The organism is Streptomyces sp. NPDC001493, from assembly GCF_053597235.1.
In genome coordinates, this window is sequence record NZ_JBSFHV010000004.1 from 283784 (window position 1) to 298025 (window position 14242).

General features: G+C 72.7%; 9 protein-coding genes. 5 read left to right on the forward strand and 4 right to left on the reverse strand.

Features of this window, described 5'->3' with window-relative positions:
• The first annotated feature begins 154 nt into the window (after nucleotides 1-154).
• The 4 genes from ACWCWD_RS08960 (at nucleotide 155) to pepN (ending at nucleotide 8988) form a co-directional block, all read left to right on the forward strand.
• Complete coding sequence (locus tag ACWCWD_RS08960; protein ID WP_450771326.1) at nucleotides 155-1351, forward strand: hypothetical protein; 1197 nt, start codon at nucleotides 155-157, stop codon at nucleotides 1349-1351.
• Between the two features lie 214 nt (nucleotides 1352-1565).
• On the forward strand, nucleotides 1566-4871 hold the full coding sequence (locus tag ACWCWD_RS08965) for a S8 family serine peptidase (protein ID WP_450771327.1): 3306 nt from the start codon (nucleotides 1566-1568) through the stop codon (nucleotides 4869-4871).
• A gap of 342 nt (nucleotides 4872-5213) precedes the next feature.
• The gene (locus ACWCWD_RS08970; RefSeq protein ID WP_450771328.1) at nucleotides 5214-6242 is read left to right on the forward strand and encodes an aspartate-semialdehyde dehydrogenase; all 1029 of its coding nucleotides are present in this window, start codon (nucleotides 5214-5216) and stop codon (nucleotides 6240-6242) included.
• A 169-nt stretch (nucleotides 6243-6411) separates the two neighbouring features.
• A complete protein-coding gene (pepN, locus tag ACWCWD_RS08975) occupies nucleotides 6412-8988 on the forward strand; it encodes an aminopeptidase N (protein ID WP_450771329.1) in 2577 nt (858 codons plus the stop codon).
• A 204-nt stretch (nucleotides 8989-9192) separates the two neighbouring features.
• Here pepN and ACWCWD_RS08980 read toward each other — a convergent pair whose 3' ends face one another.
• The 4 genes from ACWCWD_RS08980 to ACWCWD_RS08995 form a co-directional block, all read right to left on the reverse strand.
• The gene (locus ACWCWD_RS08980) at nucleotides 9193-9426 is read right to left on the reverse strand and encodes a hypothetical protein (protein WP_386890766.1); all 234 of its coding nucleotides are present in this window, start codon (nucleotides 9424-9426) and stop codon (nucleotides 9193-9195) included.
• 20 nt (nucleotides 9427-9446) lie between these two features.
• Entirely contained in the window at nucleotides 9447-11597 is a 2151-nt protein-coding gene (gene malQ, locus ACWCWD_RS08985) for a 4-alpha-glucanotransferase (protein WP_450771330.1), read from the reverse strand.
• Nucleotides 11598-11930, reverse strand: a complete 333-nt coding sequence (locus ACWCWD_RS08990; RefSeq protein ID WP_450771332.1) for a hypothetical protein — start codon at nucleotides 11928-11930, stop codon at nucleotides 11598-11600. It abuts the gene before it with no gap.
• 253 nt (nucleotides 11931-12183) lie between these two features.
• Nucleotides 12184-12720 carry an HNH endonuclease gene (locus ACWCWD_RS08995; RefSeq protein ID WP_390963072.1) on the reverse strand — a complete coding sequence of 179 codons (537 nt, stop codon included), beginning with the start codon at nucleotides 12718-12720 and terminating at the stop codon, nucleotides 12184-12186.
• A gap of 319 nt (nucleotides 12721-13039) precedes the next feature.
• Here ACWCWD_RS08995 and ACWCWD_RS09000 point away from each other — a divergent pair, with 319 nt between their 5' ends.
• Nucleotides 13040-14104 (forward strand): mechanosensitive ion channel family protein, encoded by a 1065-nt coding sequence (locus tag ACWCWD_RS09000; protein ID WP_450771334.1) that lies wholly within the window; start codon nucleotides 13040-13042, stop codon nucleotides 14102-14104.
• Nucleotides 14105-14242 lie beyond the last annotated feature (138 nt).

Below are 14242 nucleotides of genomic sequence, written 5' to 3' on the forward strand. Positions count from 1 at the left end.
CCCCGGTCGCGTACGGCTCCGACGCCGGGGCAACCCCCGCACGGCGGGCCATTTCGATCATCGGTCCGTACGCAGCGGAGCCGGGCTGTCCTGGTATGGCGACGGGCCTGTAACAGGGGTTAGCGGCCGGTCCGTCGGCGGAAGGCCCCTGTGCATGAACCACGACACCTCCCTGTCCTCCCTCCGCGCCGCCCTCCCCCGCACGCCCGGGGCGGACCTCCGGGTGGTCAGCGGCGCGCAGCTGCGGCGGCGGGGCCTGACCGCCGCCCAGGTCTCCGAGCGCTGCACGCCCCGCGGCCCCTGGCAGCGACTGCTGCCCGGCGTCTACCTGCTGCACACCGGACCGGCCGACGGGCGGGAGCGGCTGCGCGCGGCGCTGCTGTACGCGGGGCGCCCCGCCACCGGGCGCCGCGGCACGGACACCGCGGCGGGTACGGACCTCACGGCGGGTACGGACCTCACGGCGGGTACGGGTGCCGCCGCCGGGGACGCCGTCGTCACCGGGGTGGCGGCGCTGGCGCTGCACGGTTTCGCCGCGGCCCCGCCCGTACCGGCGCTCACCCGCGTCGACGTGCTCGTGCCGCGCACCAGGCGGCTGCGGGCGGCGGGCTTCGTCCGGGTGGTGCGCGCGGCCCTCCCCCGGGAGCGGACGACGGTCGGCGGGATTCCGGTGGTGACCGCGGAGCGGGCCGTCGCCGACGTGGTGGCCGGGCTCGACGAGCCGGTCGCGGTACGCCTGCTGCTGACCGAGGCGGTTCGCGACGGACACTGCGAACCCGGCCCGCTCGTCGCCGAGTTGAGCGCGGCGAAGCTGCTGGGCCGGCCCGCCGTGACCCGCGCGGTGGAGCTGCTGCTCGCGGAGGGCCGGAGCATCGCCGAGGAGCGGCTGTACGCGATGGTGCGGCTGCACCGGCTGCCCGAGCCGGTGTGGAACGTGGACCTGCGGCTGCCCGGCGGCCCGCACCTGGGCAGCGTGGACGCCTACTGGCCCGAGGAGGCGGTGGCGGTGGAGCTGGACACGGCCCACGCGTCCCGCCACGCCGCCGCCTCCGCGCCCTGGCCCGCCCCGCGCGGGCCCCGCGGCCGGGCGGAACGCGACCGCTCCCGCGCGGGCCACGAGCACGACGGCGGCCGGGCGGAGGGCGACGGCGGCCGGGCGGAGGGCGAGCCGGCCCCGGTCGCGCACGCGGTGCGGCGGGAGCACCTGGAGCGGCTCGGGGTCACCGTGGTGCGGCTCCGCGCGGAGCGGCTGCGCGAGGCGATGGAGGAGCAGGCGGACGCGGTCCGGACGGCGCTGAGCGCGGCGCGGGACCGCGAACCCGCTGCGTACGTGGTCGCGTTGCCCCGCTGACCGGAGGGGCGGGCTCCGGGCGGGACGGGACCGGAGGCTTCGACAAGGTCATGATCTGACACCTTTTCTCCCCGGTGACGCAGGGGCAACGGTGGCGGATCTACGCCATGTCGTCTACGCGCCTCCGTCAACTCTCCACAAAACCCTGTCGGATACGAAAGGGTGAGCGGTCATCCGGTACCGAATTCCGGACTCATTCTTTCCGATCGCAGGGATGCTGATGACCAAGGATTCCCCCGGCTCCATACCGACGGCGAGACGGGTCGCCCGGGTGGCGGCCGCAGCGGGTCTGGTGGCCGCGCTCGCCGCCACCGCCACCACCCCGGTCTTCGCCGCCGACGACCCGGCCCCGACCACCGTCAAGCCCGCCGCCGCGAGCCCGTCCGGCGACAAGCTCGGCACCTCCGACGCCGAGGTCCTGGCGCAGGCCGAGGCCCAGGGCGAGAAGTCCGTCACGCTGATGGTCGCCACGAAGCCCGGCGCGACCGAGCAGGTCAAGAGCCAGCTCGACGCCGTCAGCGGCTCGGTGCCCGGCATCACGTACGACAAGCTCGGTTACGTCCGGGCGACCGTCCCGACGAAGACGGCGAAGGCCACCATCGCGTCCGCCTCGAAGCTGTCGTCGGTGCTGGGCATCGACCTCCAGCAGGAGATCGAGCTGGACGACCCGACGCCGCAGGCCGACCGCGCCCAGGGCGCCAAGAAGGCCACGACGTCCTCCACGTACGCGGCGCCGTCGAAGAAGACGCCCGCGAAGAACCCGTACAACCCGTCCTTCGAGACGGGCGCCGTCGACTTCGTGAAGCAGAACCCGAAGGCGGACGGCCGGGGCATCACCATCGGCATCCTGGACTCCGGTGTGGACCTCGCCCACCCGGCGCTCCAGAAGACCAGCACCGGCGAGCGCAAGATCGTCGACTGGGTCACCGCGACCGACCCGGTCAGCGACGGCGACGGCACCTGGCTGCGGATGACGCAGGCGGTCTCCGGCCCGTCGTTCACCCTCGGCGGTGTCACGTACAAGGCGCCCGCGGGCTCGTACAAGTTCAGCCTGTTCCGGGAGTCCGCCACCAACGGCGGCGAGATGGCGGGCGACCTCAACCGCGACGGTGACAACACCGACAGCTGGGGCGTGCTGTACGACCCGGTCACCGGCGTGACCCGGGTGGACCTGAACAGCAACGGGGACTTCTCCGACGACACGGCCCTCAAGCCGTACAACGAGAAGTTCCAGGTCGCCTACTTCGGCACCGACGACCCGCGCACCGACGTCGCCGAGCGCATCCCGTTCGTCGTGGAGACGCGCAAGAACGTCGTCTACAACGCGGCGGGCGCCACCTCGGACTACGTCAGCATCGGCATCATCGAGGGCGAGCACGGTACGCACGTCGCGGGCATCACCGCGGCCAACGGCCTGTTCGGCGGCGCGATGAACGGCGCGGCCCCCGGCGCGAAGATCGTCTCCTCGCGCGCCTGCACCTGGAGCGGCGGCTGCACCAACATCGCGCTCACCGAGGGCATGATCGACCTCGTCGTGAACCGCGGTGTCGACGTCGTCAACATGTCGATCGGCGGCCTGCCGCCGCTCAACGACGGCAACAACGCGCGCGCCGAGCTGTACAAGCAGCTCATCGACATCTACGGCGTCCAGCTGGTCATCTCGGCCGGCAACGACGGTCCGGGTGTGAACACCATCGGTGACCCCGGTCTCGCCGACCACGTCATCTCGGTGGGCGCGTCGATCTCCAAGGACACCTGGGCGTCGAACTACGGCTCCCTGGTCACCAAGAAGTACGACATGCTGCCCTTCTCCTCGCGCGGTCCGCGTGAGGACGGCGGCTTCGCGCCGATCATCACCGCCCCCGGCGCGTCCATCAACACCACCCCGACCTGGCTGCCCGGTGTCCCGGTCGCCGAGGCGGGCTACTCCCTGCCGGCCGGCTACTCGATGCTCCAGGGCACCTCGATGGCCTCCCCGCAGGCCGCCGGCGCCACCGCGCTGCTGCTCTCCGCCGCGAAGCAGAAGCACATCGAGCTGCCCCCGGCCGATCTGCGCACCGCGCTGACCAGCTCCGCGACCCGGATCAAGAACGTGCCGGCGCACGCCCAGGGTTCCGGTCTGATCAACATCCTGGACGCGTGGAAGCTCATCAAGAAGGGCGCCACGGCCAACGAGTACGCGGTCAAGGCCCCGGTCGACACCTCGATCGACTTCGCGCTCAAGGACCCGGGCTTCGGCACCGGCCTCTACGACCGTGAGGGCGGCCTGAAGACCGGCCAGAAGAAGACGTACGACGTGGTCATCACCCGTACGACGGGCGCCGACCGCGACGTCGCGCACAAGCTGTCGTGGAAGAACGACGACGGCACCTTCAAGCTGGTCGGCCCGAGCACCGTCAAGCTGCCGCTCGGCACCCCGGTGACCGTGAAGGTCCAGGCGCAACCGCGCTCGGCCGGCACGCACAGCGCCATCCTGGAGGTGAACGACGCCAAGACCGTGGGTGTGGACCAGCAGATCCTGACCACCGTCGTCGTCGCCACCGACATCAAGGCCCCGACGAACGCGTTCAAGGCGTCCGGCTCGGTGCAGCGCAACAGCACCACGTCGTACTTCCTGAACGTGCCGGAGGGCGCCAAGACGCTGGAGGTCGCGCTGAGCGGCCTGCGGTCGGGCAGCCAGACGCGGTTCATCTCCATCCACCCCTACGGGGTCCAGATGGAGGACAGCTCCACGATCTACTGCTACCCGAACTACACGAGCCCGACCAACACCTGCCGTCCGGACGCGCGTGCCTACCAGGACCCGCAGCCCGGCGTGTGGGAGATCGAGGTCGAGGCCCGCCGTACGTCCCCGCTCCTGGACAACCCGTTCAAGCTCGACGTGTCGCTGCTCGGCGCGACCTTCGACCCGGCGGTGCAGACCATCGCCGAGGCGAAGATCGGCACCCCGGCGGCGGTGCACTGGACCGTCACCAACGAGGCCGCCGCGCTGACCGGCAACCTCAAGGGCGGCAGCCTCGGTTCGGCCGACGTCCAGCGTCCGTCGATCTCCACGGGCCAGTCGCAGACCTTCCAGGTGACCGTCCCGGCGGGCGCCGAGAAGCTCGACGTCGCCATCGGCTCCACCTCGGACACCAACGCGGACATCGACCTCTACGTCTTCCTCGGGGGCGTCCAGGTCGGCGCGTCGACCACCGCCGGTTCCGAGGAGTCGGTGAGCATCGCCTCGCCGCCCGCCGGTACCTACACGGTCGAGATCGACGGCTACGACGTACCGTCCGGCACCACCGCGTACGACTACCGCGACGTGTACTACTCCGCGGCGCTCGGCACGATCAAGGTCGACGAGTCGACCCCGGTCAGCCTGGCGAGCGGTGCCTCCGCCGAGTTCGGCGCCGAGGTGCTCGTCGCCGCCGCGGCCCCCGCGGGCCGGCAGTTCTTCGGCGAGGTCCAGCTGGTGAACTCCCACGGCACCGCCGCGGGCACCGGCAGCGTCCTGATCGACAAGGTCGTCGGGTAACACCCCCGGCGGCCGGTCCCCGGACCGGGCGGGGCGGGCGCTCTCACGGGCACCCGCCCCGCCGCATGTCCGGGGCCGGGCCGGGCGGGGCAGGGCAGGGCCGGACGAGCCGACGGGCTCCGGCGGAGCCTCCGTACCCCGCCGAAGATGTTCGCTCCCCGGGCCCGCGCGACGGCAGAACCTGCGGCCGGGGCCGCGGGAGTCCGCAGGCCGGACAATGGATTGGACAAGGTGGGCAGGGACATACGCATCATGGGGCGGCAAAGGGCCGCACCTCGCCCCGCTCACCAGGGGCGACGGGACGAGCCCCCAGGGCCGCACACACGTACAGAGGAGTCTTCCGTGAAGGTCGGAATCGTCGGCGCCACCGGTCAGGTCGGCACAGTCCTGCGCAAGATCCTGGCCGAGCGTGAGTTCCCGGTCACCCAGCTGCGGCTGTTCGCCTCCGCCCGCTCTGCGGGCTCCACAATCGACTTCGAGGGCACCGAGGTCACCGTCGAGGACGCCTCCACCGCCGACTACACGGGTCTGCAGATCGTCATCTTCTCCGCCGGCGGCGCCACCTCCCGGGCGCTGGCCGAGAAGGTCGCCCAGCAGGGCGCCGTCGTGATCGACAACTCCTCCGCCTGGCGCATGGACCCCGAGGTCCCGCTGGTCGTCTCCGAGGTCAACCCGAAGGCCGCGCTGGACCGCCCCAAGGGCATCATCGCCAACCCGAACTGCACCACGATGGCCGCGATGCCCGTGCTGCGCCCCCTGCACGACGAGGCGGGTCTGGAGACCCTCACCGTCGCCACCTACCAGGCGGTCTCCGGCTCCGGTGTCGCCGGCGTCTCCGAGCTGCACGGCCAGGCCTCCAAGGTCGTCGCCGACGCGGACAAGCTGACCCACGACGGCGGGGCCGTGGACTTCCCGGAGCCCGCCGTCTACAAGCGCCCGATCGCCTTCAACGTGGTGCCGCTCGCCGGTTCGATCGTGGACGACGGTTCGTACGAGACGGACGAGGAGCAGAAGCTCCGCAACGAGTCCCGCAAGATCCTCGGCATCCCGGAGCTCAAGGTCTCCGGCACCTGCGTGCGCGTGCCGGTCTTCTCCGGCCACTCGCTCCAGATCAACGCCCGGTTCGCACGTCCGATCAGCGTCGAGCGCGCCTACGAGCTGCTCAAGGACGCCGAGGGCGTCGAGCTCTCCGAGATCCCGACTCCGCTCCAGGCGGCCGGCAAGGACCCCTCGTACGTGGGCCGCATCCGGGTCGACGAGACCGTCGAGCACGGCCTCGCGCTCTTCGTCTCCAACGACAACCTCCGCAAGGGCGCGGCCCTGAACGCGGTGCAGATCGCCGAGCTGGTGGCGGCCGAGCTGAACGGCTGACCCACCCGGCACCACGAGGACACGGCCGAGGGGGCGGCCACCGGTGACCACCGGTGGCCGCCCCCTCGCGCTTGGTTCCGCGGCTCCGCTCCGCGCGAAAGCCCTTAACGCGGCCACCCCCTGACGTGGAAAGATGACCCGAAACGTCACGATCGAAGGAGATGACCGGGTGCCTGGCACGAATCTGACCCGCGAAGAGGCACAGGAGCGGGCCCGCCTGCTGACCGTGGACTCCTACGAGGTCGAGCTCGACCTCTCCGGGGCGCAGGAAGGCGGGTCCTTCCGGTCCGTCACCACGGTGCGCTTCGACTCCTCGGAGGCCGGTGCGGAGACCTTCATCGACCTCATCGCCCCCGCCGTGCACGACGTCGTCCTCAACGGCACCGCGCTGGACGTCGCCGCCGTCTTCCGCGACGCGCGGATCGCCCTGCCGCACCTGCGCGAGGGCGCGAACGAGCTGAAGGTCGTCGCCGACTGCGCCTACACCAACACCGGTGAGGGCCTGCACCGGTTCGTCGACCCGGTGGACGAGCAGGCGTACCTCTACACCCAGTTCGAGGTGCCGGACGCGCGGCGGGTGTTCGCCAGCTTCGAGCAGCCCGACCTGAAGGCCACCTTCGCCTTCACCGTCAAGGCCCCCGCGGGCTGGACGGTGATCTCGAACTCCCCGACGCCCGAGCCGGCGGACGACGTCTGGACCTTCGCGCCGACGCCCCGCATCTCGACGTACATCACCGCGCTGATCGCCGGCCCGTACCACTCGGTGCACAGCAGCTACGAGCGCGACGGCCAGACCGTGCCGCTCGGCATCTACTGCCGTCCCTCGCTCGCCGAACACCTCGACGCGGAGCACATCTTCGAGGTCACCCGGCTGGGCTTCGACTGGTTCCAGCAGAAGTTCGACTACGCGTACCCGTTCGCCAAGTACGACCAGCTCTTCGTGCCGGAGTTCAACGCGGGCGCGATGGAGAACGCGGGCGCGGTCACCATCCGCGACCAGTACGTCTTCCGCTCGAAGGTCACCGACGCCGCGTACGAGGGCCGCGCGGAGACCATCCTCCACGAGCTGGCCCACATGTGGTTCGGCGACCTGGTCACCATGGAGTGGTGGAACGACCTCTGGCTGAACGAGTCGTTCGCCACCTACACCTCGATCGCCTGCCTGGCGGACGCCGAGGGGTCGTGGTGGCCGCAGTCGTGGACCACGTTCGCCAACTCCATGAAGACCTGGGCGTACCGGCAGGACCAGCTGCCGTCCACCCACCCGATCATGGCGGAGATCAACGACCTCGACGACGTCCTCGTCAACTTCGACGGGATCACGTACGCCAAGGGGGCCTCGGTCCTCAAGCAGCTCGTGGCCTACGTCGGCAAGGACGAGTTCTTCGCGGGCGTGCAGGCGTACTTCAAGGCGCACGCCTTCGGCAACACCCGGCTCACCGACCTGCTGGGCGCGCTGGAGAAGACCTCCGGCCGCGACCTGAAGACCTGGTCGAAGTCCTGGCTGGAAACCGCCGGTATCAACATCCTGCGCCCGTCGATCGAGACGGACGCCGAGGGCCGCATCACCTCCTTCGCCGTGCTCCAGGAGGCCCCGGCGCTCCCGGCCGGCGCCAAGGGCGAGCCGACGCTGCGCCCGCACCGCATCGCGATCGGCTTCTACGACCTCGGCGCCGACGGCAAGCTGGTCCGCGGCGAGCGGATCGAGCTGGACGTGGACGGCGAGCGCACCGAGGTGCGGCTGCCCGAGGGCACGAAGCGCCCGGCCGTCGTCCTGCTCAACGACGACGACCTCAGCTACGCGAAGGTCCGGCTCGACGAGGAGTCGCTGCGGTTCGTCACCGAGCACCTGGGCGACTTCGCCGAGTCGCTGCCGCGCGCGCTGTGCTGGGCCTCGGCCTGGGACATGACCCGCGACGGCGAGCTGGCGACCCGCGACTACCTCGCGCTGGTGCTGTCCGGCATCGGCAAGGAGTCGGACATCGGCGTGGTGCAGTCGCTGCACCGTCAGCTGAAGCTGGCGCTCGACCAGTACGCGGCGCCGGAGTCCCGCGAGGCGCTGCTGACCCGCTGGACGGACGCCACCCTGGCGCACCTGAACGCGGCCGAGGCAGGCAGCGACCACCAGCTGGCCTGGGCCCGCGCCTTCGCGGCGACCGCCCGTACCCCGCAGCAGCTGGACCTGCTCCAGGGTCTGCTGGACGGCACCAAGGCGGTCGAGGGCCTGGCCGTCGACACCGAGCTGCGCTGGGCGTTCGTGCAGCGCCTCGCCGCGACCGGTCTGCTCGACGAGGAGGAGATCGCCGCCGAGTACGAGCGCGACCGGACCGCGGCGGGCGAGCGGCACGCGGCCGAGGCCCGCGCCGCGCGTCCCTCCGAGGAGGCCAAGGCGGAGGCCTGGGCGCTGGTCGTGGAGTCCGACAAGCTGCCGAACGCCGTCCAGGAGGCCGTCATCGGCGGCTTCGTCCAGACCGAGCAGCGCGAGCTGCTGGCGCCGTACGCGGAGAAGTACTTCGCGGCGGTCAAGGACGTCTGGGACAGCCGCAGCCACGAGATGGCCCAGCAGGTCGCGATCGGCCTCTACCCGGCGATCCAGGTCTCCCAGGAGACGCTGGACGCCACGGACGCCTGGCTGGCCTCGGCCGGACCGAACGCGGCGCTGCGCCGGCTGATGTCGGAGTCCCGCGCGGGCGTCGAGCGCGCCCTGCGCGCCCGGGCGGCGGACGCGGCCGCCGCGACCGCGTAACGGCTCGGCACGCGAGCGACGCGAGGGCGCCCTCCCCGGGCGGTACGTGCCGGGGAGGGCGCCCTCGCGTGTGGCGGGGGCTCACTGCGGGTGCGGGCGCCCTCGTGCGTATCCGGTGGCGCGGGCACGCCCGTATCCGGACATGCGTGTGCGCCGCGCGGTATCCCGTACCGGCGGCGCACACGGCGTGAGCGTGTGAGGCGGTTACGCCTTCTTCTTGGACTTGTCGAGCACCACGACCAGGCCCGCGATCACCACGAACAGCGCGAGGGGCGCGAGGACGTACAGGCTGATGGTCTCGATGACCGACAGACCGTGTTGACCCGGGTCGTCGCCGTCGTCGCGCGTGAGCGCGAGAGCGGGGGACGACATGAGCAGCATCATCAGCGTCGTACCGGCCGCAACGGCGCCGGCGCGCATAGCGTTCTTCTTGTCCACGGTGCAAACGTAGCGAACGCCTAAGGACGCCGCGCGTCCGGGGGTGCCGTACGTGGGGTGCGGGGGGCCAGTCCGTCCATCAGGCGGTGGAGCCGGGGCGAGCCCGTGATCTGCTCCAACGTCAGGGGACGGCCCTCCCCGTCGGCGATCGGCAGGCGCCAGTTGGGGTACTGGTCCCAGGTCCCGGGGAGGTTCTGCGGGCGCCGGTCGCCCACGGTGTCCGGGAGCCAGATGCCGGTCAGCCGGGCGGGGGTGCGCAGCAGGAAGCGGTGCACGGCCCGTACGGCGGCCTCCTCGTCGCCCTCGCCCTCGGGCAGCAGCCGCAGCCGGGCGAGCAGGCCGAGCCATTCGGCTGTGTCGGTGGCGTCCTCGGCGAGTTCCTCCTCCAGGGTGCGGGTGAGCAGGCCGAGTTCGTGGCGGAGCGTCACGTGGTCGCCGGAGAGGCGGGCGGCGGTGGACGGCAGGTCGTGGGTGGTGGCGGTGGCCAGGCAGTCCTGGCGCCACCGCTCCGGAGTCAGGGGGCGGCCGTCGCCCTCCCAGTCGCGTTCGAACCAGAGGACGGAGGTGCCGAGGACGCCGCGCCGGGCGAGCGCCTCGCGGACGCCGGGCTCGACCGTGCCGAGGTCCTCGCCCAGCACGACGGCCCCGGCGCGGTGGGCCTCCAGGACGAGGACGGCGAGCATCGCCTCGCCGTCCTGGCCGACGTAGGTGCCCTCGGTGGGCGGCTTGCCCTCGGGGACCCACCAGAGCCGGAAGAGGCCCATGACGTGGTCGACGCGGAGCGCCCCGGCGTGGGCGAGGAGGCCGCGCAGCAGGCGCCGGAAGGGGGCGTAGCCGGAGGCGGCGAGGGCGTCGGGCCGCCAGGGCGGCAGGCCCCAGTCCTGGCCCCGGGCGTTGAAGGCGTCCGGGGGCGCGCCGACGGACATGCCCAGCGCGAAGTGGTCCTGGCCCGCCCAGGTGTCCGCGCCCGCCGGGTGCACGCCGACGGCGAGGTCGTGGATGACGCCGACCTCCATCCCGGCGTCCTCGGCGGCCCGCTGGGCCTCGGCGAGCTGGATGTCGGTCAGCCAGGCGAGCCGGCTGTGGAAGTCCACCCGGTCGAGGAGTCCGGTGCGGGCGCGGGCGGTCTCCCGCGAGCGGGGGTCGCGGAGCGGCTCGGGCCAGGTGTGCCAGTCGGGGCCGTGCACCTCGGCCAGCGCGCACCAGAGCGCGTGGTCCTCCAGGGCCTGGCCCCGGGCGGAGAGGAAGTCGCAGTACGCGGCCCGGCGGCCGGGGGTCAGCGGCACCTGGTGGACGAGCTCCAGGGCCTGCCGCTTGAGTTCCCAGACGGCGTCCCGGTCGATCAGCGCGCCCTTGTTGAGCACCGCCTCCGAGAGCGCGGCGGCGTCCTGGCGGAGGTCGTCCAGCACCGCCCGGGCGCGTACCTGGCCGTACTCGGGGATCGACTCGACGTGCAGGTGGACGGGGTCGGGGAAGAGCCGCGAGGAGGGGCGGTACGGGGAGGGGTCGGTGGGGCGTCCGGGGACGGCCGCGTGCAGCGGGTTGATCTGGACGAACCCGGCGCCGAGGGTGCGTCCGGCCCAGGCGGCGAGGTCGGCCAGGTCGCCGAGGTCGCCCATGCCCCAGGACCGCGCGGAGAGCAGGGAGTAGAGCTGGACGAGGAAGCCCTGGGCGCGGGCGGGGGGCTGCGGGGCGCGGGCGGGCGCGACGACGAGGGTGGCGGTGCCCTGCCGGTGGTCGAGGGTGCGCGCGGTCACCCGGTGGACGCCGAGGGGCGGGTCGGTCCACCAGACGGGGACGGCGGACGGCGGGGGCGTGTCCGGGACGTCGGCCTGCGCGCCGGTGACGCGCAGCCGGACCGGCTCGGGCCGCGCGGCGCCCGGTTCGGCCTCCGGGGCGACCGTCAGGGCCGTCCCGATCGGCAGCGTGGCGAGGGCGGGCGGCAGCGGCTCGCCCGCCCAGACCACCACGGTCGGCGGGAGCAGCCGGGAGCCCGCCCTCGATTCGGCGGCGGCGAGCGACCTCCGTACGCCCTCCGGGGTGGCGGCGTCCACGCCCAGCGCGGCGAGCACGGCGGTGACCGTGTCGTCGGGGACGGGCACCGTGACACCCGCGGACGGGGAGTAGGACGTGGCGACGCCGTGCAGGGCGGCGAGCCGGGAGAGGCCCATTCAGACTCCTGGAGACTCCATGGCCCCCGCGACACCGGGGGCGGTCGGTTCGCTGGTGAGCGGAGCGACGACGGCGAGCGGCGGCTCGCTCGTCAGCGGGGTGGCGTCGACGAGCGGCGGCTCGCTGGTGAGGGGTGCGGCACCGGCGGCGCGGGGCACGTCGAGCGGGGCGGTGACGACGGTGCGGGGCGGTCCGCCGAAGGGACGGGGGACGGCTGCGGGCGGGAGGGGCTGTTCACTGGTCAGCGGCTCACTGGTCAGCGGCTCCGGGCCGGCCGGACCGGGGACCTGTTTGGACAGGGCGGGGAGCGGGACACGCGCGGCTGCGGACAAGGTGGGCCTCCTGGCCGTGGGAGCAGGACGGATGAGAGACCTACCCAGCCCTCGGGTGCGCAGACGTGAGCGTGGCATAGGTCCGATGCCGAGGTCTTCAACGTGCCGTGGGTCACATCTCGTTCCCCCGGACGGCAGATTTGAGCCATTTTCAGCCAATCCACCTGCCGATGCGCCTCCCGATCCACCGGCCGATCCGGCTGCCCTCACCGTCCTGCCGTCCCGGTCCCGCGACCGGGGCGGCAGGCGGTGCTCACGCGGAGACGCCGTCGATCCGGGCCATCGCGTCGTCCGCGCCGAACGGCTGGAGGTAGGGCAGCCAGCGCGGGTCGCGGTGGCCGGTGCCGATGATCCGCCACGCGAGGCCGGTGGGGGGCGCGGGCTGGTGGCGCAGGCGCCAGCCGAGTTCGGGGAGGTGCCGGTCGGCCTTGACGTGGTTGCAGCGGCGGCAGGCGGCCACCACGTTCTCCCACGCGTGCAGACCGCCCCGGCTGCGCGGGACGACGTGGTCGACGCTGGTGGCGGCGGCCCCGCAGTACACGCAGCGGCCGCCGTCCCGGGCGAAGAGCGCCCGGCGGGTGAGCGGGACGGGCCCCCGGTAGGGGACCCGGATGAAGCGCTTGAGGCGGACCACACTGGGCGCCGGTACGGCGGTGGTGGGGCTGCGGAGGAGGGCGCCGGACTCTTCGAGGCAGACGGCCTTGTTTTCGAGGACGAGGACGAGCGCGCGGTGGAGCGGTACGACGCCGAGCGGCTCGTACGACGCGTTGAGAACCAGGACGTGCGGCACGGTGGATGCCTCCTTGTACGCCGGCGGCGCGTGGCTCGCGCCGGGACGATCCGCTCTCAGTCTCTCCTCATGGCCGGTCCGGGCGCCACCACGTGCGGGTAATGGGCCGGGCGGATTCCGCCCGACGGCCGCACGGACGGCCCGCACCCGGCGGCCCGCACCCGACGGACGGCCGGGCGCGGTCGGGCTGCGCGACGAAACGCGCACAAACGTGTGATGAAGGGATGAGATGCGTCTCTCGGTGGGCTGCGGACATCATCCGGGCCGCGCCCGTCGTTAACCTGGTTGATCAGCTGTCGCCCGTTCTGGAGGTCCCACCGTGTCCCCGTCCGTTCTGTTGGCCGCCGCCCCGTCGACCGGGTCGGGAGGCTCGCTCGACGAGGCCGCCCGGCAGGCCGGCGACGCCGCGGGCTGGGTCGAGCAGAACTGGTCCACTTGGCTGAACACCGGTCTGCGCATCATCCTGATCGCCGCCGTGGCGATCGTGCTGCGCTACCTGATCCGCCGCGCCCTCACCAATCTGATCGAGCGGATGAACCGCAGCGCCCAGGCCGTGGAGGGCACCGCCCTCGGCGGACTGCTGGTCAACGCCGAGCGGCGCCGCCAGCGCTCGGAGGCGATAGGTTCCGTGCTCCGGTCGGTGACCTCCTTCCTGATCCTGGGCACGGCGGCGCTGATGATCCTGGGCGCCTTCGAGATCAACCTGGCGCCGCTGCTGGCCTCCGCCGGTGTCGCCGGTGTCGCGCTCGGTTTCGGCGCGCGCAACCTCGTCACCGACTTCCTCTCCGGGGTCTTCATGATCCTGGAGGACCAGTACGGCGTGGGGGACACGGTGGACGCGGGCGTCGCCTCCGGCGAGGTCATCGAGGTGGGGCTGCGGGTCACCAAGCTGCGCGGCGACAACGGCGAGATCTGGTACGTCCGCAACGGCGAGGTGAAGCGGATCGGCAACCTCAGCCAGGGCTGGTCCACCGCCGGTGTCGACGTGACCGTCCGGCCGACGGAGGACCTGGACCGGGTGCGCGCCGCCATCTCCGCCGCCACCGAGGTCATGGCGAAGGAGGAGCCGTGGAGCGAGCGGCTCTGGGGCCCGGTGGAGATCCTCGGCCTGGACGCCGTCCTGCTGGACTCGATGACCGTACGGGTCACCGCGAAGACCATGCCGGGCAAGGGGCTGGCCGTGGAGCGCGAGCTGCGCTGGCGCATCAAGAGGTCGCTGGACGAGGCGGGCATCAGCATGATCGGCGCGGGGCCGGCGCAGCCGGAGGCCGAGTCGAAGGCGGACCCGACGGCCGCGATGGCCGCCCCGTCCGCGTACGCCTCGGCGACCTCGCCGCAGTCGCTCGCCGCGACGCCGCTCACCCCGCCGAGCATCAGCAAGTAGCCGAACCACACGCCCGTACCCGCACGTCAGGAGGGCCTTCGCGCATGCCGCGGAGGCCCTCCTGCGTGTTTCGGCCCCATTCCACGCGCCCTCCGCCGGTAACGCTTTCGTTGCCCGGCCGCCTCGCCATTGACGCCC

Excerpts from the sequence above, each read along its gene's own strand:
- ACWCWD_RS08960 (WP_450771326.1), top strand. The coding sequence starts at position 155 with ATGAACCACGACACCTCCCTGTCCTCCCTCCGCGCCGCCCTCCCCCGC.
- ACWCWD_RS08965 (WP_450771327.1), top strand. The coding sequence starts at position 1,566 with ATGCTGATGACCAAGGATTCCCCCGGCTCCATACCGACGGCGAGACGG.
- malQ (WP_450771330.1), bottom strand. The coding sequence starts at position 11,597 with ATGGGCCTCTCCCGGCTCGCCGCCCTGCACGGCGTCGCCACGTCCTAC.